The organism is Levilactobacillus huananensis, assembly GCF_003946145.1.
GTDB lineage: Bacteria > Bacillota > Bacilli > Lactobacillales > Lactobacillaceae > Levilactobacillus > Levilactobacillus huananensis.
On record NZ_RHOC01000019.1, the window covers coordinates 1 to 22,349 of the forward strand.

General features: G+C 48.3%; 28 protein-coding genes and 1 other annotated feature. Of the genes, 1 reads left to right on the forward strand and 27 read right to left on the reverse strand.

The window, feature by feature from the left end:
* Positions 1 to 108: 108 nt before the first annotated feature.
* From EKM71_RS10330 to EKM71_RS10440, 23 genes are all read right to left on the reverse strand, one after another.
* Positions 109 to 2,130 carry a SpaA isopeptide-forming pilin-related protein gene (locus EKM71_RS10330; RefSeq protein ID WP_125574530.1) on the reverse strand — a complete coding sequence of 674 codons (2,022 nt, stop codon included), beginning with the start codon at positions 2,128 to 2,130 and terminating at the stop codon, positions 109 to 111.
* 151 nt (positions 2,131 to 2,281) lie between these two features.
* Complete coding sequence (gene recN, locus EKM71_RS10335; RefSeq protein ID WP_125574531.1) at positions 2,282 to 4,000, reverse strand: DNA repair protein RecN; 1,719 nt, start codon at positions 3,998 to 4,000, stop codon at positions 2,282 to 2,284.
* A 72-nt stretch (positions 4,001 to 4,072) separates the two neighbouring features.
* The gene (locus tag EKM71_RS10340; protein WP_125574532.1) at positions 4,073 to 4,528 is read right to left on the reverse strand and encodes an arginine repressor; all 456 of its coding nucleotides are present in this window, start codon (positions 4,526 to 4,528) and stop codon (positions 4,073 to 4,075) included.
* A 92-nt stretch (positions 4,529 to 4,620) separates the two neighbouring features.
* Positions 4,621 to 5,436, reverse strand: coding sequence for a TlyA family RNA methyltransferase (locus EKM71_RS10345; protein ID WP_125574533.1), 816 nt, complete (start codon positions 5,434 to 5,436; stop codon positions 4,621 to 4,623).
* Positions 5,433 to 6,338, reverse strand: a complete 906-nt coding sequence (locus EKM71_RS10350; RefSeq protein WP_191986210.1) for a polyprenyl synthetase family protein — start codon at positions 6,336 to 6,338, stop codon at positions 5,433 to 5,435. The genes EKM71_RS10345 and EKM71_RS10350 overlap by 4 nt, the downstream gene beginning before the upstream one ends.
* The gene (locus EKM71_RS10355) at positions 6,328 to 6,576 is read right to left on the reverse strand and encodes an exodeoxyribonuclease VII small subunit (protein WP_125574534.1); all 249 of its coding nucleotides are present in this window, start codon (positions 6,574 to 6,576) and stop codon (positions 6,328 to 6,330) included. Before EKM71_RS10355 ends, EKM71_RS10350 begins: the two co-directional genes overlap by 11 nt.
* Entirely contained in the window at positions 6,569 to 7,924 is a 1,356-nt protein-coding gene (gene xseA, locus EKM71_RS10360) for an exodeoxyribonuclease VII large subunit (protein WP_125574535.1), read from the reverse strand. Before xseA ends, EKM71_RS10355 begins: the two co-directional genes overlap by 8 nt.
* Positions 7,911 to 8,777, reverse strand: coding sequence for a bifunctional 5,10-methylenetetrahydrofolate dehydrogenase/5,10-methenyltetrahydrofolate cyclohydrolase (locus EKM71_RS10365; RefSeq protein WP_125574536.1), 867 nt, complete (start codon positions 8,775 to 8,777; stop codon positions 7,911 to 7,913). The genes xseA and EKM71_RS10365 overlap by 14 nt, the downstream gene beginning before the upstream one ends.
* A 157-nt stretch (positions 8,778 to 8,934) precedes the next feature.
* Positions 8,935 to 9,363: a transcription antitermination factor NusB gene (gene nusB, locus EKM71_RS10370; protein WP_125546161.1), complete on the reverse strand. Its 429-nt coding sequence runs from the start codon at positions 9,361 to 9,363 to the stop codon at positions 8,935 to 8,937.
* Entirely contained in the window at positions 9,363 to 9,803 is a 441-nt protein-coding gene (locus EKM71_RS10375) for an Asp23/Gls24 family envelope stress response protein (protein WP_057877930.1), read from the reverse strand. Before EKM71_RS10375 ends, nusB begins: the two co-directional genes overlap by 1 nt.
* A gap of 37 nt (positions 9,804 to 9,840) precedes the next feature.
* Positions 9,841 to 10,401, reverse strand: a complete 561-nt coding sequence (efp, locus tag EKM71_RS10380; protein WP_125574537.1) for an elongation factor P — start codon at positions 10,399 to 10,401, stop codon at positions 9,841 to 9,843.
* A 75-nt stretch (positions 10,402 to 10,476) separates the two neighbouring features.
* A complete protein-coding gene (locus tag EKM71_RS10385) occupies positions 10,477 to 11,541 on the reverse strand; it encodes a M24 family metallopeptidase (protein ID WP_125574538.1) in 1,065 nt (354 codons plus the stop codon).
* A 96-nt stretch (positions 11,542 to 11,637) separates the two neighbouring features.
* Positions 11,638 to 11,931 (reverse strand): 50S ribosomal protein L27, encoded by a 294-nt coding sequence (rpmA, locus tag EKM71_RS10390; protein ID WP_125574554.1) that lies wholly within the window; start codon positions 11,929 to 11,931, stop codon positions 11,638 to 11,640.
* A 25-nt stretch (positions 11,932 to 11,956) separates the two neighbouring features.
* Positions 11,957 to 12,295 carry a ribosomal-processing cysteine protease Prp gene (locus EKM71_RS10395; protein WP_057877933.1) on the reverse strand — a complete coding sequence of 113 codons (339 nt, stop codon included), beginning with the start codon at positions 12,293 to 12,295 and terminating at the stop codon, positions 11,957 to 11,959.
* Between the two features lie 26 nt (positions 12,296 to 12,321).
* Complete coding sequence (gene rplU, locus EKM71_RS10400; protein ID WP_125574539.1) at positions 12,322 to 12,630, reverse strand: 50S ribosomal protein L21; 309 nt, start codon at positions 12,628 to 12,630, stop codon at positions 12,322 to 12,324.
* 20 nt (positions 12,631 to 12,650) lie between these two features.
* Positions 12,651 to 12,730: a sequence feature (ribosomal protein L21 leader region), on the reverse strand.
* 48 nt (positions 12,731 to 12,778) lie between these two features.
* Positions 12,779 to 13,369, reverse strand: a complete 591-nt coding sequence (locus tag EKM71_RS10405; RefSeq protein ID WP_225418041.1) for a TetR/AcrR family transcriptional regulator — start codon at positions 13,367 to 13,369, stop codon at positions 12,779 to 12,781.
* Between the two features lie 94 nt (positions 13,370 to 13,463).
* Complete coding sequence (locus EKM71_RS10410) at positions 13,464 to 14,006, reverse strand: dUTPase (RefSeq protein WP_125574541.1); 543 nt, start codon at positions 14,004 to 14,006, stop codon at positions 13,464 to 13,466.
* A 13-nt stretch (positions 14,007 to 14,019) separates the two neighbouring features.
* Entirely contained in the window at positions 14,020 to 14,961 is a 942-nt protein-coding gene (locus tag EKM71_RS10415) for a hypothetical protein (RefSeq protein ID WP_125574542.1), read from the reverse strand.
* Positions 14,954 to 15,832 carry an exonuclease SbcC gene (locus tag EKM71_RS10420; RefSeq protein ID WP_125574543.1) on the reverse strand — a complete coding sequence of 293 codons (879 nt, stop codon included), beginning with the start codon at positions 15,830 to 15,832 and terminating at the stop codon, positions 14,954 to 14,956. The genes EKM71_RS10415 and EKM71_RS10420 overlap by 8 nt, the downstream gene beginning before the upstream one ends.
* A gap of 227 nt (positions 15,833 to 16,059) precedes the next feature.
* On the reverse strand, positions 16,060 to 17,400 hold the full coding sequence (gene glnA / locus EKM71_RS10425) for a type I glutamate--ammonia ligase (protein WP_125574544.1): 1,341 nt from the start codon (positions 17,398 to 17,400) through the stop codon (positions 16,060 to 16,062).
* A gap of 47 nt (positions 17,401 to 17,447) precedes the next feature.
* The gene (locus tag EKM71_RS10430) at positions 17,448 to 17,828 is read right to left on the reverse strand and encodes a MerR family transcriptional regulator (protein ID WP_057877939.1); all 381 of its coding nucleotides are present in this window, start codon (positions 17,826 to 17,828) and stop codon (positions 17,448 to 17,450) included.
* A gap of 98 nt (positions 17,829 to 17,926) precedes the next feature.
* Entirely contained in the window at positions 17,927 to 18,844 is a 918-nt protein-coding gene (gene miaA / locus EKM71_RS10435; protein ID WP_125574545.1) for a tRNA (adenosine(37)-N6)-dimethylallyltransferase MiaA, read from the reverse strand.
* A gap of 4 nt (positions 18,845 to 18,848) precedes the next feature.
* The gene (locus EKM71_RS10440) at positions 18,849 to 19,589 is read right to left on the reverse strand and encodes a glycerophosphodiester phosphodiesterase (RefSeq protein WP_125574546.1); all 741 of its coding nucleotides are present in this window, start codon (positions 19,587 to 19,589) and stop codon (positions 18,849 to 18,851) included.
* Positions 19,590 to 19,755: 166 nt separating this feature from the next.
* On the opposite strand from EKM71_RS10440, the gene EKM71_RS10445 reads away from it, so the two are divergent.
* Positions 19,756 to 19,932, forward strand: a complete 177-nt coding sequence (locus tag EKM71_RS10445) for a DUF3042 family protein (protein WP_125574555.1) — start codon at positions 19,756 to 19,758, stop codon at positions 19,930 to 19,932.
* A 55-nt stretch (positions 19,933 to 19,987) separates the two neighbouring features.
* Here the strand turns inward: EKM71_RS10445 and EKM71_RS10450 are convergent, their stop codons facing one another.
* Genes EKM71_RS10450 through EKM71_RS10465 form a run of 4 tightly spaced genes read right to left on the reverse strand, consistent with a single transcriptional unit; the run spans position 19,988 to position 22,338 of the window.
* Positions 19,988 to 20,410 carry a rhodanese-like domain-containing protein gene (locus tag EKM71_RS10450; RefSeq protein ID WP_125574547.1) on the reverse strand — a complete coding sequence of 141 codons (423 nt, stop codon included), beginning with the start codon at positions 20,408 to 20,410 and terminating at the stop codon, positions 19,988 to 19,990.
* A 45-nt stretch (positions 20,411 to 20,455) separates the two neighbouring features.
* Positions 20,456 to 21,427: an ROK family glucokinase gene (locus EKM71_RS10455; protein WP_125574548.1), complete on the reverse strand. Its 972-nt coding sequence runs from the start codon at positions 21,425 to 21,427 to the stop codon at positions 20,456 to 20,458.
* A gap of 4 nt (positions 21,428 to 21,431) precedes the next feature.
* Positions 21,432 to 21,662, reverse strand: a complete 231-nt coding sequence (locus tag EKM71_RS10460; RefSeq protein ID WP_125574549.1) for a YqgQ family protein — start codon at positions 21,660 to 21,662, stop codon at positions 21,432 to 21,434.
* A 43-nt stretch (positions 21,663 to 21,705) separates the two neighbouring features.
* Positions 21,706 to 22,338 carry a rhomboid family intramembrane serine protease gene (locus EKM71_RS10465; protein ID WP_125574556.1) on the reverse strand — a complete coding sequence of 211 codons (633 nt, stop codon included), beginning with the start codon at positions 22,336 to 22,338 and terminating at the stop codon, positions 21,706 to 21,708.
* Positions 22,339 to 22,349: the final 11 nt, after the last annotated feature.

Consider the following 22,349-nt stretch of genomic DNA (forward strand, 5'->3'; position numbering starts at 1 on the left):
GAATACCGCGATGAAGCCGCTTAAGCAATACTAAAAATTATATTATTTCAACTGTCAACTTGACAGGGACTAGTGCATAGACTAGGAGGCGTTATTTTTTTGACTAAATTAATGTTTCAGTGACCGTAACCAAGCACGGTTCCATTCCCAAAGACTTAGGCCGATACCAAAGAGTGCCAGGCCAATAATCATGGCAGCTAAACTCTTCTGTTCATTCGTCTTTGGCAAGTAACGTTGTAAGCCCTTAGGCTTGGCGGCAGAACGACCACTCTTAGGTCCATGGCTATTGCTCGTTGACGTTATCGCACCATTGGCAATTTTACCGGAAGTCATTGAGGAATTAACACTCGTACTTGATCTTGAGCTAGAACTGGAATTAGAACTGGAATTAGAATTGGAATTGGAATTGGAGTTAGAACTGGAGCTAGAACTGGAGCTAGAACTGGAGCTAGAACTGGAGCTAGAACTGGAGCTAGAACTGGAGCTAGAACTGGAGCTAGAACTGGAGCTAGAACTGGAGCTAGAACTGGAGCTAGAACTACTTTCTGCAGACGTATCATGTTGTTCCACTGTTTGCACAGTCTCATCTTTATTTGTGATGGTCACTTTAACTGGGTCAGTATTTTTGTTATAGCCCTCAGGAGCTTTCATTTCTTCAAAGTAATAAATTCCAGGAGCTAACTGGCTGACAGTAACTTGGCCTTTACTGTCCGTAACCAAATCACCCTTTACAACCGAACTGTCATCGGGCCCTGCTTCGGTACCTTTAACCAATTGATACTCCGCACCCTCGAGACGTTTCTCTGCGCCATCTTTCTTAATTAGAGTTGCGCCATTAGGACTATCACTTTGTGTTAACGTATGGACAGTATTTCCATCCGTAGTAGCAATTGTAAATTCAGCGGGTGTAACTGCCGTGCTCAACGGATTCTGAGTACTATTTAGTAAATAACCATCTGGTGCAGCCGTTTCAATCAAACGGTACGTCCCCGGCTCAATACTTGGGTCCCTCACGATCCCATTCTTATCTGTGGTTAACCCAGTCTGATAATTTTCCCAAGTACTTTCTGAAGACAGGCGCTGCAAATCATACGTAGCACCTTCTAAAAAGGTATTCGAGTCACCCAAAGCTGTCTTAGTTAACTGGAAGGCTCCCAGGAAGGTCCCTCCGATATCAGCTTCTGCTCCCCAAGTAAAGTTTTTGACAACCGTCTGAGTCGCAGGAACACCATCTGGAGTTCCTGGATCAGCAGTTGAACTCCCACCACCTGATGTACTTGTAAGCACTGCATAGTTACTGAATTGTCCCCAAGATTGATCAGCATAATCTTCAGTTTGAACCTTAGTAAAGTAATAAATATCAATTTTCTGTGTAACATTCTTAAGTTTAAATGTCACTGCAGATCCGGATCCACTATAAGTCAAGGGCACCTTAGTCCCATCGGCCAAGCTTGCAACAGGAACATCAGCAGCATCTTCATCAAAATCTTGGTGCGGACCAATCTGATCCTTCACTGTTACATCCCCAAGATTCTTTTCGTTTGGATTAACCACAACCTGCCACAGAACTCGAGTTGGTATGCCATTAACTGTTGGATCACCCTTGGGAATCCAGCCACTCTTCGTAATCAGCGATGTATTATCTCCGCCAGAACCTGAATCTTTTTCCTTAGTTCCTTGGACATAGAAAAGCATGCCACCTTGTCGACCAGTATTCGTTTTGGATAAGGAGTCATTGAACGTGATAATGAATTTATGAATATCGCTTGGATCTTGCCTCATAGTTCCTACAGTAACTCCAGGATCATCATTGTTTTTGACATAAACACTATCTACGCCCGTATAGCTAGAAGTATCTGGTAAAGTGACAGTAATTGTATCACCATCATGAACTGTCGTTTCGTTAGGAATACTCCAGTTATAGGTCAGTTTGTAATTTTGTCCGCTGTATAAATCTGTTCCCGCTGTAATAGGATCAGAAACGCCATCTTCCATAATCAAAGACGGACTGTCAACTCCAGATACTTGACTCGTCAAATCCGAGGCATTGGCCTTTATCTGACCAACACCCATCAAAATAAGTAGCCCAGCTAACAAACTAAATCCTAATACGCCAATTCTCTTCCACATGACACACACCTCTACACCGTTTTTGTTTACTAGTTTAATTATATATCAATCTCGGATCTAATTTAAGGGGTAATTTGTAATAGTATTGAACTAAGCTAGCGCCAATAATAAAAGCCGTTATCAATCACCCGATAGCGGCTTAATTATACACTTATTCATTTTTACTATTAGGCTGTGAATTCTTGACCTCATCAGCTAATTTCAGTAATTCATGTGCGTGTTCCAAAGCTAACTTTGTCACCTGAGTACCGGCTGACATCCGAGCCAATTCATCCACTCGGTTGGATTCGTCTAAACGTGTCAGCGAAGTCTCAGTCCGTTCACCCACGATCTTCTTTGCAATGAAGTAATGGTGATCGGCCATAGCCGCTACCTGAGGTAAGTGGGTGATACACAAAACCTGAGATTCTCTTGCAATACCACTGATCTTCTCAGCAATTGCCTGAGCCACTCGGCCACTGACCCCCGTGTCCACCTCATCAAAAATGATAGACGTAATACCCTGTGACTCCGAGAAAATGGTCTTTAGAGCCAACATGATTCGGGACAATTCTCCACCGGACGCAATCTTCGCCAAAGGACGCATGGCTTCTCCGGGATTGGTTCGCAAATAAAATTCCACGTGGTCCAATCCAGTGCTTAACAAGTCTTCGTTCTTAGAACGAGAGAACCGGACAGCAAAGACTGTTTTGGCCATATAGAGATCCGCGAGCTCCGCGTGAATGGCTTTTTCCAACTTCTCTGACGCATGATGTCGAGCTTCACTTAACGCTTCTCCAACCTCGTGAAGCTTGGTTTCCTGAGCTGCAACCTGTTCTTCCAAGTCGTCGGCCTGCTCATCAGTAGCCTGCATCTGTTTCAATTCTGCGGCAATCTTATCATAATACTTAAGGACCTGTGATTCAGAATCCCCATATTTACGTTTAAGCTGATTGATGACGTCCAACCGTTGCTCAATGGCATCGAGTCGGCCTTCATCCCACTCTAGCAAATCCAGCTGCGACGACACCGCCCCCACAGCATCCGTTAACGCATAGTACGCTGTTTCCAGGCTATCACTTATCTGCTTAAAGGCCGCATCAAAGTCGGCAATGCCCTGCATGGCTTGCAAGGCATTGCTGAGTTGATCGGTCACGCCCGGTGCAGTTTCTTCCCCCGTCAACGTCATCTGACTGCGTTGCAGGGCGTCGTTGATTCGTTGATAATTATCCAAACGGTCCCGTTCGGCCACCAGCTTATCCTCTTCCCCCGGTTGGAGATTAGCGGATTCAATTTCATTGACTTGGAAGGTCAACATGTCTAAGTGTTGCGCCCATTCCTTCTCGTTCGTCCGCCGGTTCTCCAGTGTCGATTGTAGTTGGGTATAGCGCCGATAGATCTGTCCATAATTTTCGCGAAGTTTTGCCACCTTGGCCCCAGCAAATTCATCGAGCATTCCCAAGTGCTTCTCTGGTTGCATCAGTTCCTGATGCTCATTTTGCCCATGAATGTCCACGGCCGTCTCACCAATCCGTTTCAAGGTGCTGGTATTGACCAGCATGCCGTTGACCCGACAAGTGTTCCGCCCACTAGCGTGAATCTCTCTTTGGAGGATGACACTGCCGTCATCATGATCGATCCCCAGATCGTCCAAGACACGATAGGTTGTTCCGCCAGTCGGAAAGATAAAACTCCCTTGGATGATCGCCTTGTCGGTCCCTGTCCGCACGAAATTGGCCGAGCCCCGACCACCAGCAAGTAAGCCCACAGCGTCAATAATGATGGACTTCCCGGCACCGGTTTCTCCAGTTAAAACGGTCATGCCATTCTTAAAGGCCACGTCGAGGTGGTCGATAATTGCAAAATTTTTAATCGACAGTTCTTGTAACACGTGTTGACCCCCTAAATAAAACGACCACCGCTGCTTATCAGCTTGTGCTGGTTAGTCAGTCGTGGTCGGTTTCTAATCCGCAATCATGCGGTTAATCGTCTTTTCCAATTGTAAGGCACCCTGATGGGAAACACAAACGGTGAGTACCGAGCTATCATCACCCAGCGCCCCAAATACAAATTCATATCGCATTTGCGTCAATAACGACGCAATAACTGGGCCATTACCAGGTAACACCTTCAGGATCGTTAGATCGCCCTGAATGGCGAAGGAAACATAGGCATTCTGCAAGGTGCGTTGTAATTTTTTCTGCGTATCAATCTTTTTCTGAACCGGAAGACTGTAGCGATAACCGCCGGACTCCGCGGGGAGCTTGACCAGCTGCATCTCCTTAATATCCCGTGAGATAGTGGCCTGGGTCACATGAATCCCATCCTCAGCGAGGAGATGGACAAAATCCTCTTGTCGTTCAATTTCTCGCGCAGTTAATAAACGTTTTAATAGCTGTTGGCGTTCCTGTTTCTTCATACTTGGCCCCCCTTATACGGATAAAATGCATAATCTTATCATATACCAGAGCTTAGTATTTGGAAAGCAAATTCTCATAAATTTCTCATAATCTATTTATTTAGGCCTTCGTAAGCCGCATCAAGCGTGCTTTCAACGGAAACTGAACTTACACAGACTGCATTTTTATCAACTGATTTGAGATGAACGAGGAACTCAATATTTCCTTCGCCACCCTTAATTGGTGAATAATCCAGTCCTAAGACACTGTAGCCAGTGGCCACGGCAAAATCAATGATACTCTGGACCACCTTGGCGTGAACGGCACGATCCCGAATAATTCCGTGGGATCCAACGTCCTCACGGTCGGCTTCAAATTGGGGTTTAATGAGTGCAACCACGTCACCACCAGTAGCAAGAATGCCCTTCAATGGTGGCAAAATGAGCTTCAATGAGATAAAGGACACATCGATCGAGCTGAAGGTTGGCTGGCCATGGGTAAAGTCGGCCAACTGACTGTACCGGAAGTTCGTGTGTTCCATGACCACGACCCGCGGATCTTCACGGAGTTTCCATACCAACTGATTACTCCCGACGTCTAAGGCATAGCTGAGCTTTGCCCCATTCTGGAGCATCACATCCGTAAAGCCCCCGGTCGATGACCCAATATCTAGAACCACTCGATCGGTCACATCAATGTCAAAGACCTCGAGTGCCTTAGCCAATTTGAAACCGCCTCGTGACACATAAGGCAACGGATGACCCTTTAAATGCAATTCGGTATCGGCTGGAATCAACGTTCCCGGCTTGTCCAAACGTTCTTCATTAGTCCCCAGAATTTCCCCGGCCATGACCGCACGCTTCGCATCATCGAGCTCTTCAAATAAACCTTGTTCTACTAATAACTCCGCGACTCGCTTTTTCTTCATGCTTTCACCCGCTTCGTGTCAAAATAACTAAAGAATGCCCGTAATAATGAGGCATCGGTACCAGCAGGAAGATCATTCAGCGCTGCCTGTCCGGCCGCAATGGTCTGGATGAGTTCTTGATTAGCCCCCTGCAGACCAAGTTTGCCAGGATAGGTATTCTTGGCTTCCACTGCATCCTTTTGTGTGGCTTTCCCTAACTCCGCTGCCGTGCCCACGACATCTAAGATATCGTCGTAGATCTGAAAAGCCAGACCAAAGGCATCAGCAAATCGCAAGTAAGCCTCGCGCTCTGCCAGTGGGACACCACCCATAATAAGTCCTGCCGCAACAGCATAGTGTAGCAAGGCCCCTGTCTTTTCCTTATGTAGCACGCGCAAATCGGCTAAGGGTAAGTCAACGGCTTCGGACTGAATGTCCTTGGCCTGCCCCGCTACCATGCCCGCCGGACCAGCCGCCTGAGCCAATGATGCCACCAACTCTGCCTGAACGGCAGAGTCGAGGTCGGTTGCCGTCAACCATTGGAAGGCCAGCGTCAATAGACCATCACCCGCAAGCGTGGCCATTCCGGCCCCAAACTTCACATGGTTGGTCGGTTCACCCCGCCGCAGATCATCATTATCCATGGCCGGTAAGTCATCGTGAATCAATGAATAGGTATGCAACAATTCCAGCGCCATAATCGGCCGCCACTCCTGTTTAAGGTCGATGGTCTGCCCCAGCGTCTGCAACGTCGCTACCGTCAATAAGGGCCGCAAGCGTTTGCCCCCGGCTAAAACCGAATACTGCATGGCCGCAGCTAAGCGACCGTCACCCGTGTCCTGAGCAATGGCATCGGCTAGCGGTGCATTCAATCGAGGTAACCAGGTGGCCTCAAACGTTGCCAACTGAGTCTCAATCGGCATTGTCAGATCCTCCTTGAGGGGTCTCAAAGGCCTGTTCCTGATCATTGTCATTCATCATCGTTGCCAGCGTCTTTTCGGCACCTTGAAGCGTTGTCTGGAGGGTCTTACTAAGGTCGACACCCTTCTTAAATTGGGCGAGCGCTTCTTCCAAAGGCACATCGCCTTGTTCCAACTGCGTCACGATCTGTTCGAGCGTGGTTAAATTTTCTTCAAAAGTTGGTTGTTTTTTTTCAGTCATCTTGTTGGGTCTCCTTATCTGGTGTAATGCCCGTAATCTCTGCGGAAGCGCTCCCGCCATCCAAATGAATGGTGGCCGTCTCCTGCTTTAAATCTGTAATATGGCGAACCACATGGTCGTCTTGAACCACGTACCCGTAGCCTCTACCCATGATCTTCAGTGGACTCAGATAGTCCAGGCCGTTGACTAAGCGCCCGACTTTTTCTCGTTGGGTAGCCAAATAGCGGGTGGCTGCGGCCGTCAACCGCGTCCGTAGTTGGTCCACATCCTGCTGTCCGCGTTGTACCCGAGCTAGTGGGTTACGACTGAGCAACCCTTGTTGGGCCAGCGCCACGCGCTGTGCCTGTTGGCGCAACTGCGTCTGCATGTTACGTTGCAGGCCTTGTTGGGCGTGATCTAAACGTTGCACATAGGTCTCGTAGAGACGCTGCGGTTGTTGGAATACATAGGCCTTCAAAAGTTTGTTCAGGCGTTCCTGCTGAAAATTGATTCGATTGGCCATGGCATTGTAAAGTCGGGTACGTTGCTGTTGGAGTTTTAGAATCTCGTCATTTAAGACGGGAACCGCCAGCTCGGCCGCAGCCGTGGGCGTCGCTGCCCTGACATCGGCTACCAGGTCGGCAATCGTGGTATCCGTTTCGTGACCCACCGAGGAGATAATCGGAATGCGACTGGCGGCAATGGCCCGTGCCACTGATTCCTCGTTGAATGGCCAAAGATCTTCAATTGATCCCCCACCACGACCGATAATCAAAGTGTCATAACTGCCATTAGCATTTACTCTCTGAATCTGGCGCACCAGGTCTGGGGCTGCACCATCCCCTTGAACCACGGCGGGATACAACACGATCTGAGCGATCGGATAGCGTCGCCGGGTCGTCGTAATAATATCGCGAATGACCGCTCCACTGGGACTGGTAATCACCGCAATCCGTTTGGGGAAGTGCGGTAGGAGACGTTTAGGCGCACTAAACAACCCTTCTGCCTCTAGCTTCTTTTTTAATTGTTCATAAGCCTGGTAAAGTTGCCCGATCCCGTCTGGCTCCATGCGCTCGACGTAGATCTGATAGCTCCCACTGGGTTCATACAAGGAAATTCGTCCAGTAACCAAGACCTTCATCCCAGTCTCCGGTGTGAATTTTAGTTTTTCAAAGGCCGACCGAAACATAATCGCGTTAATTTTAGCGTGATCGTCCTTCAGGCTAAAGTACTGATGGGCATGCGGCCGTAAGCGAAAATTGGAAATTTCACCCGTCAGGTAAATCTTCCCCAAGTAAGGATCCACATCAAATTTACGCTTTAAATATTGCGTTAAGGCCGTTACCGTTAAATAATCATTGGTTGCCACGTTGCTCACTCCACTCACAAATATCCACGGTTTGTTGCATCAGAGTCGCGATGGTCATGGGACCCACACCACCGGGAACGGGTGTGATGGCTCCGGCGCGGTCAAAGACTCCGTCGAAGTCCACATCTCCAGTTAGATTGCCTTCATCATCGCGATCCATCCCCACATCAATCACGATAGCCCCAGGCTTAACGTCATTAACGGTAATCAAATGTGCCACACCGGTTGCCACCACCAAAACGTCGGCTTCGCGGGTGATATCACTCAGATGTTTGGTATACACATGAGCCGTTGTGACTGTCATATCAGCATTCAGAAGCATTGCGGCCATAGGTCGGCCTACAATCCGGCTGCGGCCGACGATCACGGCACGCTTTCCCCGCAAATGAACGTGAAGAGACGCCAACATGGTCATAATTCCCCGTGGCGTACAAGACACCGGATAATTTCCTGGTAAATTATTGAAGAGGCGACCCACATTAACGGGATGGAAACCATCCACGTCCTTTTTGGGATCAATGGCAGCAACAACCGCTTGTTCGTCGAGTCCTCGGGGTAACGGTGATTGAACAAGAATCCCATTGATGGTCGAGTCCTGATTGTATTCGGTCACAACCCCCATCAGATCGGCCTGACTAACCGTTGCGGGTAATTTGCGGACGACAGACTTAATGCCCAGCTTTACAGCCTTACGATGCTTATTACGCACGTATAAGGCGCTGGCCGGGTCATCCCCCACGATAATCACGGCAAGTCCGGGCGTAATTCCCCGTTCCGCTAGCTTAGCGACGCGCTGTTGGGTCTGTGCGTTCAGGTCCTTGGCCAATTGTCTACCATCAATAATGGTCGTCATAAATTCTCATCCTCCCCAAAAATCTTACAAAGTTTAACTTCCATTTTAGCATATCTTTTCTGAAAACGGGGTGTCGATTCCCCCGACTTTCTGATCAACCAACCAGTCACCGGAACCAAATAAAAAAGCCTAAGACATAAGGTCTCAGGCTTCTCAATTAATCTTCTTGGTTGGGCTCATTGTCCAGTGTGTGGGCCAATACCCCATTGATGAACCGTCGAGAACGGTCGTCACTGAACATCTTGGCTAATTCCAAGGCTTCGTTGACGGCCACCCGGTCAGGCACTTCATCTACGTGGTCAATTTCAAAGAATGCGAGTCGCATGATCACAAGATCTGTCTTCGCAATTCGTTTTAATTGCCACCCGGTGCTCAGGTACTGGTCGATTTGTGCGTCCAGTTCTGTTTGGTACTGAAGAACACCGTTAACCAGCGTCGACAAGTACTCCGGCACGGGGACGATTTGGTTGGGATCATCGGTCAGAACACGCTGATAGAGCGCGTCATGATCGGCTTCAGGGTTGGCATTTAATGCAAATAGCATTTGGAATGCGCGTTCCCGAATCTGATGTCGTGTAAGTGTCACTATTGGTCACTGTCTCCTTCGTCGCTCTGGTTAAACAGGTGATCGGGATCGACCTGTTGCGCCGTCTTTTCGGGAATGACGCCTTCCACGTGAACGTTAACTTCACGTAAATCAAGGTCGGTCATGAACAACAATTGTTGTTTTACGCTGTCTTGAATGGCTAAGGCAACCTTAGGAACCGCTACCCCGTAATCCAAGTAAACGTACACGTCAACTGCTAATTCATCGCCGTCAAACACCAACTTGACACCCTTGCCGTGTTGTTCTTTACGGCCAAGGAGTTCCGTCACGCTGTTTGCCAGTGAACCACGCATCCGCGCAACGCCTTCGGTTTGGCTGGCCGCAATGCCCACAATAATTTCGAGGACTTGTGGGGCCACCTCAATTCTGCCGAGTGCGGGTTCCTTTGATTCTAAAATGATATTAGTATCTTCTGCCATTCATTGACCCTCCCTTACTGATTAAACGTTGGACTAATTAAGCACGGGAAATGTAGGTCCCATCGGTCGTGTTGATTGAAAGCTTGTCCCCTTCGTTAACGAAGAAAGGCACTTGAACAACTAAACCAGTGTCCATCGTAGCAGGCTTGGAACCACCAGAAGCCGTGTTCCCCTTGATACCAGGTTCAGTAGCCTTAACTTCCAAAACAACCGTGTTTGGAACTTCGATCCCTAAGACTTCGGAACCGTATTGAATCAAGTTCACATTCATGTTTTCTTGTAAGTACAAGAGTTGGTCTTGGATAGACTCTGAAGGCACTTCGATTTGTTCGAAGTTGTCCGTATCCATGAAGACACGACTGTCCCCATCCTCGTAAAGGTATTGCATACTACGAGTTTGGATGTCAGCTAATTCCATCTTGGCACCAGAACGGAATGTCTTTTCTTGAACGGCACCCGTCCGTAAGTTCTTAAGCTTTGAACGTACGAAAGCGCCACCCTTACCGGGCTTGACGTGTTGGAATTCAACGATCCGCCAGATAGCGTGATCAACTTCGATAGTTAAACCATTTTTAAAATCAGCAGTAGAAATTGCCATAATGTTGTAGCCTCCTAAAATATGTCCTCTTTATAATATCAATTCTTACCCATAAAAAGCAAGACAGTAGCCGACTTACAGAATAATTAAATTCCGTGGGGCAGTCGTGAGGATCTCGTGCCCAGTCGCCGTAACCAAGATATCGTCTTCAATTCGCAAGCCACCCTCGTTAGCAAAATACACCCCGGGTTCAACCGTGATGACTTCGTTAGCGGCCATAACATCTGGCCAATGACGACCAATGTTTGGTCCCTCGTGGATGTCTAGTCCAATCCCATGACCGGTTCCGTGGATAAAAGCATCGCCAAAACCGCGATCCGTTAGTAAATCTCGACCAATCTGATCAAGCTCACCACCGGTAACCCCTGGTTTGACCGCCGCAATGATCGCCTGTTGAGCATCTGCCACCGCCTGATAAGCTGTGCGCAAATGTTCACCAGGATCACCCAATGCAACGGTTCGAGTCACGTCAGACGTGTACCCATCAACGTAGAATCCACAGTCAATAGTCACCATCTCGTGGTCGGCTAGAACCTTGTCGCTTGCCGATCCATGTGGCCAAGCCGACCGTTGCCCACTCGCTACGATCGTCTCAAAGCTCGTACCGGTCGCACCATGATCCAGCATCCATTCACCGAGCCAGTTGGCCACCTGCCGCTCCGTTTGACCGACCTTAATCTGGTCAAATAGCGCGCGCAATCCTTGACTCGTCAGCGCGGTTGCCCGGCGAATCGCAGCCAATTCGGCATCATCCTTAATCTGACGGAGATTGTCAACGACTCCGGTCATCGGCACGATGTCCGTTAACAGATGCTCGTCTAACCACTGATACTCATTGAGCGGTAAACTATCCTCAATCCCGAGCACTGTGGCTCCAGCGGCCTGTAAGCGGTCATTAACGGCCTGCAAGTAATCGCGGGTAATCACCAGTGGCATCTGTGGCACCGTGGCTTGAAACTCCGTCTGATAACGGGCGTCAGTGATGAACACCACATCATGTGCCGTGACGAGCAAATACCCGTCACCGCCCTCCAAGCTAGCCCCTGCGAGATACTGTTGGTTGCTGGCGTTGGAAACCAAGAAACTATCGATACTTAACCGATCAAATTGCGCTTGTAACCGTTCAATTCGAGTTGTCATGGACCGAACCTCCCTTGCTTTCTAAGAGAAAAAAGAAGAACTCAAAGCGAATTGGTCTCGCCTCAAGCTCTTCAGTCGTACGAGGAAAACCTCGTGTTATTTAGCTGCTTCTTCTGCAACTGGGTAAACGGATACTTGTCGCTTGTTACGGCCGAGTCGTTCAAATTTAACAACACCAGCAACCTTAGCGAACAAAGTATCGTCACCACCGCGGCCAACGTTTACGCCAGGATAAATGTGCGTTCCACGTTGACGGAAAAGGATTGAGCCACCGGTAACGATAGAGCCATCAGCAGCCTTCGTTCCAAGACGACGACCAGCTGAGTCCCGACCGTTGGCAGTGGACCCACCCCCTTTATGGTGAGAGAAGAATTGTAAGTTCATGTTCATCAGCATCTGTTTCACCTCCGCAAATTTAATCTTTTATTTGAGCGAATTTGACAAAATCCGCGTAATTTTCGGCTACGTCCTTTAATCCATCTTCAAAACTCTGGAGGAGCGTCTGTCCCTTTAATTCGGCCGTTGCTTCCAGCTTTGGTGGTAGGGTAACTTCCAGAAAGCCCCCTGCCTGATCACGATTGTCGACCTGCACCGGAATCGAAGCGACCCGTTGTAAGCCATTGACAGTACTGATCGCAAGCACCGATACCGCAGCACAAACAATGTCTTGACCATACTCACCTGAGTCAGCATGGCCAGTGATTTGAAATGAATTGATTCGGTTGGTTCCATGGTGGAACGTCGCATGAATCACGGCAATCGCCTCTTTAATCTTTGAGCTTAAGCGTTGATAGCATCAACGACAACCTTGGTATATGGTTGACGATGACCTACCTTCGTGTGTTGGCCCTTCTTAGGCTTGTACTTGTAAGAAACAACCTTCTTTTCCAGACCCTGCTTTTCAACAGTTCCAGTTACGGTTGCGCCTGCAACAGTTGGCGTCCCGATCTTAGGCTTGTCACCACCGACAAAGACAACTTGGTCAAAAGTAACCTTTTCACCAGCTTCAACGTTCAACTTTTCGACGTAAACAGCTTGGCCTGCTTCGACCTTGTACTGCTTGCCGCCAGTTACGATAATTGCGTACATGGATGTGCACCTCCTTATATAGTTAGACTTAGACTCGCCGAGAACAAGTGCTCCGCAAGCGGAAAACTTAATGACTCGTCCCGAGCGGTTGCAGCTGTGGAAGTCCACAAATACAACATGAAAATTATACTTGATGGGATTCCCTACGTCAAGCTTTTTCTGTGACCAGTGCTGAATCCAATCCCACTAACGAGAACCAATCAGCCAAAATGGTCACTTCACTGGCGGCTAGCTGACGAAAGGCCTGTGCTAAGAAGTCTGGCCGGTACCGACGATTATCCGCTAACCAAGCCTCAACCAAGCCCAGAAAACTGGACGTTAAGAAGGTAATCTGCACATCTAGCGGTGGGTTTGACGTTACCGGGACGTGTTGGCTATAGGCCTCTAACTCCTGGGAAAAACGTTGTCGAAGCTGTGGCCGGAATTGTAAAAATTGTGGGTCAAACAGCACCGACAAGATCCGGTGATTAGTATCTACATAGCGTAGTGCTGGCCCCAACGCAAAGCCGCGTACCAGTTCACCATCTGGTGCCAGGGTTGTCTTCGCCGCATCAAACCATTCCGTAATCACCTGTTGCTCGGTCTGGGTTAAGAAATCTGCCTTGTCTTTGTAATGAAGATAGAAGGTTCCTCGCGTAATCTCAGCGGTCTTGGTCAACTGCTGAACTGAAATCTGTCGAACAGTCTTCTGCTGAAAAAGCTGGCTGAGTGCTTGTCGTAACCGCTCATTGGTCCGCACGACACGTGGATCTTGTTGTCCGATAATGATGGCCTCCCTTCCCATGAGTCGCAAAAAGGAATCGAAACTTACGCCACGATTCCTTCAGTATCCTTCAATAATTATGTGCCTGTCGGTCGAGATTGACCTGACGTTTGGCCTCATAGGCTGCTTGAATCTCGTCTTGACTGAAGCCGAAATCCACGAAGCCCCATTTCAGAAAGAGCCGCCAAGCATGACGGAAATCTTCCTGACGATGTGCAAAGTGACTGTTAAACACCATGCGTTTCAAGATTAAATATTGCTGATCGAGATCTTTAGCTGGCCGACTCTTTTCGAGCCCAGTCAGATCCTCTTCAGTCGTCATGATCAGATGGGTCCAAGTCTTCTTAGCCGCAACCAAAAAGAAGAAGTCCATGGCATCGGTATACTCGGTCAATAACGTTTCTCGCGCTGTCTGACCATCAGTCGCCTTACCACGGTGCGTCTTCCAAACCTTGAACCACTCCGAAGTATTGGCAATTTCAGCCAGTTCAACGTCTAACGCCACATAGGCATTCTCAATCTGCGACTGGCGAGACATTTCAATGTCCTTATCGGCCGTAATCTGTTCGTCCAAGGCAATGGATTGCTGAACCAATTTGGCTAACTCTAACACGCTACTTTACCTCCTAGCCGAAGATCAACGGATCGGATTTAATCTCCAACTCCGTCAAGTTTTCTAAGTACCAATCACGCATGAATGGGTATTTCAAGAGCACGTCAAACCAAGAAATCTTCTGGTCATCGTCATGAACCGTCAGGACCCACTCTGGTTGACCTGACAATTGATTATTAAAGATGTCGACAACCACACCTTCATCTAAGATAATCTCTGCCCCGTTGCCGTTGACACCATTCGTTAACATGTAATCATTTTGAGCGGCGACCACAAACAAGCGATCGACGATGCCGGCTGGCAAATCTGCCGCGCGTACGGCATAATTTTGCCGATTAGCAGCATCCAGAAGGTTAAAGTCCACGGAGTAACCGTAGTCTTCCTTCAAGTAGCGCGCAAAGTCAATTAAGACCTGAACAGAGGTTTTGACCGTCTCAGCTGGTACCGTCTCGTGTAAATCAATCACGAAGAGTTGGGTCAAAGCATGACTGTTAAACCGCAACATCTTACGTTCTAGGTTCAGGTAGAACAGGGATTGTCCTGTGGCCCGCTCCCGGTAGAACACCCCGCCATTAGCAGAAGGTTCAACGCGGAAGTTAAATGTGCCACGGTCGCCCAGCGACGTCAGCTGTTGCGTCAATTCCTCACGGTGATCCCGTGACTGAAGAATGATCTGATTTCCCTGATCATGTAACTCCAACATCCGTGACATGAAGAGTAAGTAGTAATCCGCGTTGCTATATTGATGCGGGAATGTCACATAATCCGAGTCAAGTTGAAAATCAGCTAATTGGGTGGCTGCACTGACTAGTTCGTCGGGATCTGTGGTCCGAATTAGCTGATCCATTAACTTTGTGAAGGTTAAACCGGTCTCAAGACCAGTCTTGATAGCTTCGTTATAGTTCAGGAGCCGGCCACTCGTGGTCAGTGTCGATGGGTCATTTTCATTAATCATCGACCGTCACCTCACCCTCGCTCTTGCCTAACAGGCTATTCAAGTAGTCTGCGTATAGGCTGGCATTGTGTGCCTCAAAGTGTTCGAAATCATCAAAGGCATCGCGAATGCTCTGTTTTTCGTAATTCAAAATGGTATCTTCCTTGGACAAGACCAAGATCCGGTCATCGTTTGCCTTGATTGACTTGTGGGCATTTAAAGCCTTCTCGTCTTCATCAGCTAACTTGGTCAATTGGTCAATAATCGCTTGACGTTCTTCCTTAACCTTCCCAGATTCCCATGGCATGCTACTCTTGCCACTATTTTCCTTGAGTTGGTCGCGAAGTTCCGCCTTTTGCTTGTCCCGGTCGTCTTGTGCATCCACTAGCTGTTGGAGCCGTTCGCTTTCAGCAGAGACTGCCTCGATCTTGGCCGTGTTGAGCCGTTGACTCTGGCTCTCCAAGGCAAAGGAATCGCGTAGTTTCTGATATTCAGTCTTGTCGAAGTCAAAACGAACGTTCACCACGTCCAGATCGCCGAATAGACGCCGATCCCACCAATTTCCAAAGTAAATATGGAATAAACCAGTTGTGTATTCTTCGTAGTAGAAGAACGGATAGATGTGTCCTAAATAATCGATTAAATTGTCACTCAAATAATGGCTAATCTGGGGATGAATGTTATCGACCAGTTCAGCTAAATGATTCACGGCGCGCTTGGTCCGCGTCTTCTTTACTTCCTGGTAATAGCGAACTTGATCAAGCAGTTCGTAGATTTTTCGGTCATCGCCGTGTTGAACCGCTGCTTGCATGGTACTCAAGTAGTCTAGTTTGTTTGCAATCGCTTGCGTTAAAATATCGGCTGCACTAGCTTGTTGTTCTTGGTTTTCCATGGATTATCCCTCATTCTCATGTTCCCTAGCCGTTGCTGAAAACATTTGGTTATATCTTTATGTTACCAAAAATGAGAACAGAATAAAGCAGTTTAGCCGAATTTCACTTGAAAACAAGGATTTTTTTAACCGCTTTCCTCTTTGTCCCCTCTTAAGTAGCAAAAAAGGACCGACCCGCAAGATCGATCCTATGTTAGTTTGACGGCCAAAGCTGTCAATCATTATTTTTAATAGAGTTCCAGGTACTGATCACGTTCCCATTGTGAGACTTGGGTCCGATAAGAATCGTATTCCAAGGTCTTGGCTTCGATGAAGCTCTGGAAGAGGTGTTCACCCATGGCGCCACGCATCACATCATCGGCCGCTAAGTCCTTCAAGGCGTTGTGCAAGGTGTCTGGCAAGTTGGTAATGTGATTCTCCTGCCGTTCGGAAGCATCCATGCGGTAAATATTACGGTCAACTGCCTCACGAGGGGCGAGTTGGTTCCGTAAGCCATCCAGGCCGGCTTCCAGTACGGCAGCGATAGCCAGGTATGGGTTGGCTGCTGGGTCGACACTCCGCAATTCCAACCGCGTAGATAACCCACGAGAATTTGGTACCCGAATCAAAGGTGAGCGGTTAGAACCGGACCAAGCGACGTAAACCGGTGCTTCATAGCCAGGAACTAAACGCTTATAACTGTTGACAATCGGGTTACAGATGGCGGTAAAGCTCCGAGCGTGTTTGAGCAACCCACCCAGGAAGTGGAACGCATCTTCAGACAGTTCCATATTGCCTTTGGCGTCGTAAAAGGCATTGCCCTGGTCATGGAAAAGAGACATGTTCAAATGCATCCCTGACCCGTTAATGCCAGCCAAAGGTTTTGGCATGAAGGTGGCATACAAACCATACTTCCGAGCAATAGTCTTAACAACCAGCTTGAAAGTTTGGATGTTGTCGGCAGCGGTCAAGGCATCAGCATACTTGAAGTCAATTTCATGTTGACCAGGAGCAACTTCATGGTGCGCAGCTTCAACGTCAAACCCCATATCCTCCATGGTCAATACGATTTCACGACGACAGTTTTCACCCAAGTCCATGGGTGCCATATCAAAGTAACTCCCCTTGTCATTGAGTTCCGTGGTTGGCTTGCCGTTTTCGTCCATCTTGAACAGGAAGAATTCTGGTTCCGGTCCGATGTTGAAATCGGTAAAACCAGCCTTACGCATGTCATCTAAGACCCGGATCAAGTTATTACGTGGATCACCTTCGAAAGGCTTGCCATCGGTCGTGTAGACCTCACAGATAACCCGCGCAATCTTGCCACGTTCGGTACTCCAAGGGAAGATCATCCAAGTCGAGAGGTCTGGATATAAGTACATGTCACTTTCTTCAATCCGGACGAATCCATCGATTGAAGACCCATCAAACATTAACTTGTTATCGAGTAACTTGCCTAATTGACTGATTGGCACTTCAACGTTCTTGATCGTACCAAATAAATCCGTAAACATTAACCGCAAAAACTTAACGTTTTCTTCCTTCGCCATACGGCGAATATCGTCCTTCGTATTGGTTGCTTTTACCATCCAAAATCGCTCCCTGTCAGTTATCTTGTCGTCTAATGTCGATCGGGTTAAAAGGGTCGCTGAATCCCAGAATTAGGATGACCCAGTCCTCCTTGACGAATGAATTCATCCTGCAAAATTCGCCGGACATCTTCATCGGTCAAAGGCTGTTGCTGGGCCGACTGCTTGGCCATCGTAGCCGCGTTCTGCTGATCGTAGATTGCCTTAATCCCGGCGATATTAACGCCATCTGCCAAGTAATCTCGAATTTCCAGTAAGCGATCTACATCGTTGAGTGAATACAAGCGCCGATTGCCGTCACTCCGTTCAGGAGTAATTAAGCCCTGTGCTTCATAATAGCGAATCTGCCGAGCAGTCAGGCTCGTCAGTTTCATGACAGTTCCCATTGGCAAAACGGCTAATGATCGCCGTAATTCCTTCTCCTTCATTCGACTGGCCCCCTTAACTTATGATGCCATCATACCACCTGGACAACGCGAGTCAAGCTTTCATGTCAGCTTTTCTAACATGAAAGTAAAAGATTTTATTAACTCCTTAACCATTGCCCCACTTGGTCGTCAATAATTGCCCGTTGCTCGGGATGTTGCACCAAATCATACCAAGTCGCCGTCGTTTGATTACGAAACCAGGTTAGCTGACGTTTGGCATAGTGTCGAGAGTCCTGCTTAATCTGGTCGACTGCCGCCGGCCAGGCATCCGGTTGGTCGATGACCGGTAACAATTCTCGATAACCAATCCCTGTAGCCGCCGGAAGTGCCGTGCCTCCCTGCGCGGCTAACCAGGCGACTTCGTCTGTTAAGCCAGCCGCCACCATCTGATCGACTCGTTGGTCAATCCGATCATATAACAAGGCGCGATCGGTATTTAATGCCAAATAGCGTTCATCATATTGGGCCCCGCTATCTGCTTGATGGGAGAACGGACGCCCTGTCACATCAATCACTTCCAAGGCCCGTACTGTACGACGAACGTTGGTGACTGGTATCTTACTAGCCGCCACGGGATCCTGGTCCGCCAGTCGTTGCCACAGTGCTTGGGGACCCTCTTCAGCTGCGATGGCTTGGAACTTTTCTCGAGCTGCTGAATCACCAGGAGCCGACGATCCTAACCGCAGACCGTCAAACAGTGCTTGGAGGTAGAACCCCGTCCCACCAGCAATGATTGGCAAATGCCCCCGATCATGAATCTCTGTAATCAGTTCTTGGGTAGCCGCCACGAACTTGGCCACCGTGAACTGTTCATCAACATCACAAACATCGACTAGATGATGGACCGCTTGAGCCTGTTCTGCTGGCGTTGCTTTTGCCGTGCCAATATCGAGATGCCGATAAACCTGCATCGAATCCCCCGAGATAATTTCACCATTGAATTTTTGCGCTAACGCGATCGCTAGTGCCGTCTTCCCCACTGCAGTAGGACCGACAATTGCTAAAACCTTTTCCATGACTCTAATCTCCTTGTATGTGACGTCGTAACTGGACTGCCCGAGCCGGATAGTCCGTGATGATGCCGCGAAAATGATGGCGAAAACAATAGCTCATGTCTGCCGGCCGATTGACTGTCCACGGACGCAATTGCACCCGCGGTAACCAGAAGCGATGAGCTTTGACCCAGCGAATATCCGGATGCCACTCTGCCACCTGATGACGCCGTAATAGACGTTTGGCCCAATGACTATTCGCCTGAAAGAGCTGCGCATATTCTGCCTGTGGATAAAGCCGTTGCAGGGTAATCAACGACTGGGGCCGAAAGCTAGAGAAAACCAGTTTGAATGACCGGAAGCGCTGGGCAAAGTACGTCGCCACGCGATTCTCAAGTCCTGGATAGGGATACTTATTCGTTTTTAATTCGAGGTTTAGACTTCCAGTGAAGTGACGGTCGTTCAATAGATCCACCACCTCATCCAGCAAGGGGATGGTTGCCGATAGCTGTCGCTGCGGATCACCCGCATCCAGCTTCCGCAAGTGGGCTAACGTCAGATCTTTCACCGCACCGGTGCCATCTGTAGTCCGATCGACTGTCTCATCGTGAATGATGACTAACCGGCCATCTCGTGACAATTGAACATCCGTCTCGATGCCATCGGCACCCGCGGTCAAGGCCGCTTCAAAGGCCATCAGGGTATTTTCCGGTAGTGTACCAGCACTCCCGCGATGTGCGAAGACCTGTGTCCGTTGGGTTTGTCCCATCTCATCACCCCTCATTTTCTTTCCACTAGCAAGGTTACCACAAAATCCCAGTCATTTTGCGAAACTTTTACCGTCCGTCTTCCTCTAATCGCTAGCAATTTTCGCTGATAAACGGCATAATGGAAGCGGATAACTTAAATTCTACGATGATGGGAGTCGAGTTATGATGAAGCATTTTACCAAGGGATTTATCTTTGGCGTTGTGGCAACTGCGAGTGCTGTTGCCGGTGCAGTCTTCTCTTTCAAGAAAACTGTTGTTGAACCAATTGAGGATCAAGAATCTCGGTTTGAAGAAAACCGAAAGCGCGCTAATCGGAAGAGCCACTCAGCTCACAACGGTTAATCAATCACAGTAAAAATGGACGTCTCGGTTAATTGCCGGGGCGCCCATTTTTTGTTTAATACTTTGTTTTCTTGGTCTTGCCTTGCCACCGAGCATAACCCGATTTCAAGATGTAGATTTCTTTGTAGTCGTCCTTACCCAGGATCAAAGCGGCCCGCGTGCTCAAAGCCTTACTTTGGTCATACAAGTAGATGGGAAGGTCATCCCGCAGCTGCTTGTAGTAGGCCTTAAACGTTGAATAAGGAATGTTTCGTGCGCCCAAAATGTGACCCGCATCGAATTCCTTCTTTTCACGTAAATCCACGACTTGGGCCTTGCGCATACCCGCTTGGAAAGTCGCTTCATCGATGACCTTAGCCACGCGGTTACGCCGAATGACCGTTGACCATTGCCAAGCGCCCCAAACCGCGATGAGAACGATAAGGATGATCAAATAGACCGTCCATACTGAAATTGTACCTGCTGCTCCAATAACCAAAACTAATTCGCCCTTCCTAATTCCACAGACTCGTTAAGCCGTTTATTAATTTGTTTTTTGAAAACGCAGTGCTAAGGATGCGGCACCGATGATTCCGGCGTCGTTACCCAATTGTGCCAACCGTAGCTTGGTTGAATCCCGAACTGAAGGGAAGGCATTTTCTTGGAAGTAACGGGTCGTTGGTTGTAACAAGGTGTTTCCGGCATTTGACACGCCCCCACCGATGATAATGTTGGCAGGGTTCAAGATGTTGGCCACATTGGCCAAGGCCAAGCCAAGATAGAAAGTAACCCGGTCAACCACTTGGTTTGCCAGAATATCCCCATTATCAGCCAGGTAGAAAACCATCTTAGAGGTTACACTCTCTTGATTGTCTTCCATTTCCTTTAAGCGGGAAGTCCCCATGAAGTCCTTAGCCATATCGGCAGCAACATGAACCACTCCCGTTGCGGACGCATACTGTTCGAGACAACCACGTTTCCCACAGGTACACAGGTAACCATTAGGTTGAACGGTCACATGGCCAAGTTCACCAGCACCACCATTTACCCCATGAAGGAGGTGTCCACCGGCAATGACCCCGCCACCGACACCAGTTCCTAAGGTCACAAAGACAACATCGTCATCTTTTTCTCCGGCACCCTTCCAGTATTCACCCAATGACGCCACATTAGCATCATTGTCCAGAATGAATTGCAACCCGATACCAGCTTGGATCTGATCGCGCACACGCTGCCGCTTCGTCCAGTTCAAGTTGAAGGCACCAATGACCGTTCCATTTTCAATGTCGACGGACCCCGGCGTCCCCATACCGATTCCAATAAAATCATTCTTACTGAATTCTGAATTACTGATATGTTGATTGATGGACGTCACAATGTTTGGCACAATGTGGCTTCCTTCATCAGAGATATCTGTAGGAATACTCCACTTTGCAAGGACTTCGCCCGCAACGGACAAGAAGGCCATCTTGGTGGTTGTTCCACCCAAGTCGATTCCGATTAAATTACGTGCCATAACTCTAAATCCCTCCAATGGATTGGTGTTTATCTCTTGCTTTTTCTACTTCAATACGATGTTCATGGCGCAAAACGAGTTTAGCCGCAATGAAGGTGTCGGTATCAACAACCCCTGCTTTTCGCAGATTATTCAGCTCTAAGGCCATCACTTCGATGTCCCACATTCGCTTACCCACGTACACGTATATATCAAATTTTTTAAGTAGCTGTTGAACATCATATAACGTTTTCATTGTCCCACAACCTCCATGAAATTGCACGAGCCATTTTGGCCATTTAGCGGCTTAACCCGTTCATATACAACCAGACCAATCCAACAATAAGGACCCCGGTCGCTACGACTCGTTTTATTGTATTAACTCGACCAATTCTTGGAACACCAAATGTATACGCTACCAAGAATCCGGCAGCCAATCCCCCAATATGCCCAGCGAGATCAATTCCCGGGGCAAAGAGGTCAAACAATATGTTCATAACGACAAAAGCGAGAAAGGTTTGTGAGAGTTGCCGAATGCTAGGGTTCTGCCAGAATGATTCTCCAAGCATCAGGAAAGCTCCAAACAGTCCAAAAATAGCGGTACTAGCCCCCGCAGACAAGCTGTCAGAGAAACAAAAGCTCACAACATTTCCGCCAATTCCTGAAATCAGAAAGATTCCCAGGAATCGAGCATGCCCAAAGGCAGCTTCAATTTGAATTCCCACAAAGTATAACGTAATCATGTTCATTAGGATATGGGTAAATCCAATGTGCAGGAAGATTGGCGTGATTAACCGCCACCACTGGCCTTGTTGGATGAGGACATTTACCTTTGCCCCATACGTAATCAGGACGTTAACATTGGTGCTTCCCCCACTAACGGTCATGGCCAGATAGACCACGACCATGATCGCAATTAAACCCACGGTCATAAAGGGTTGGT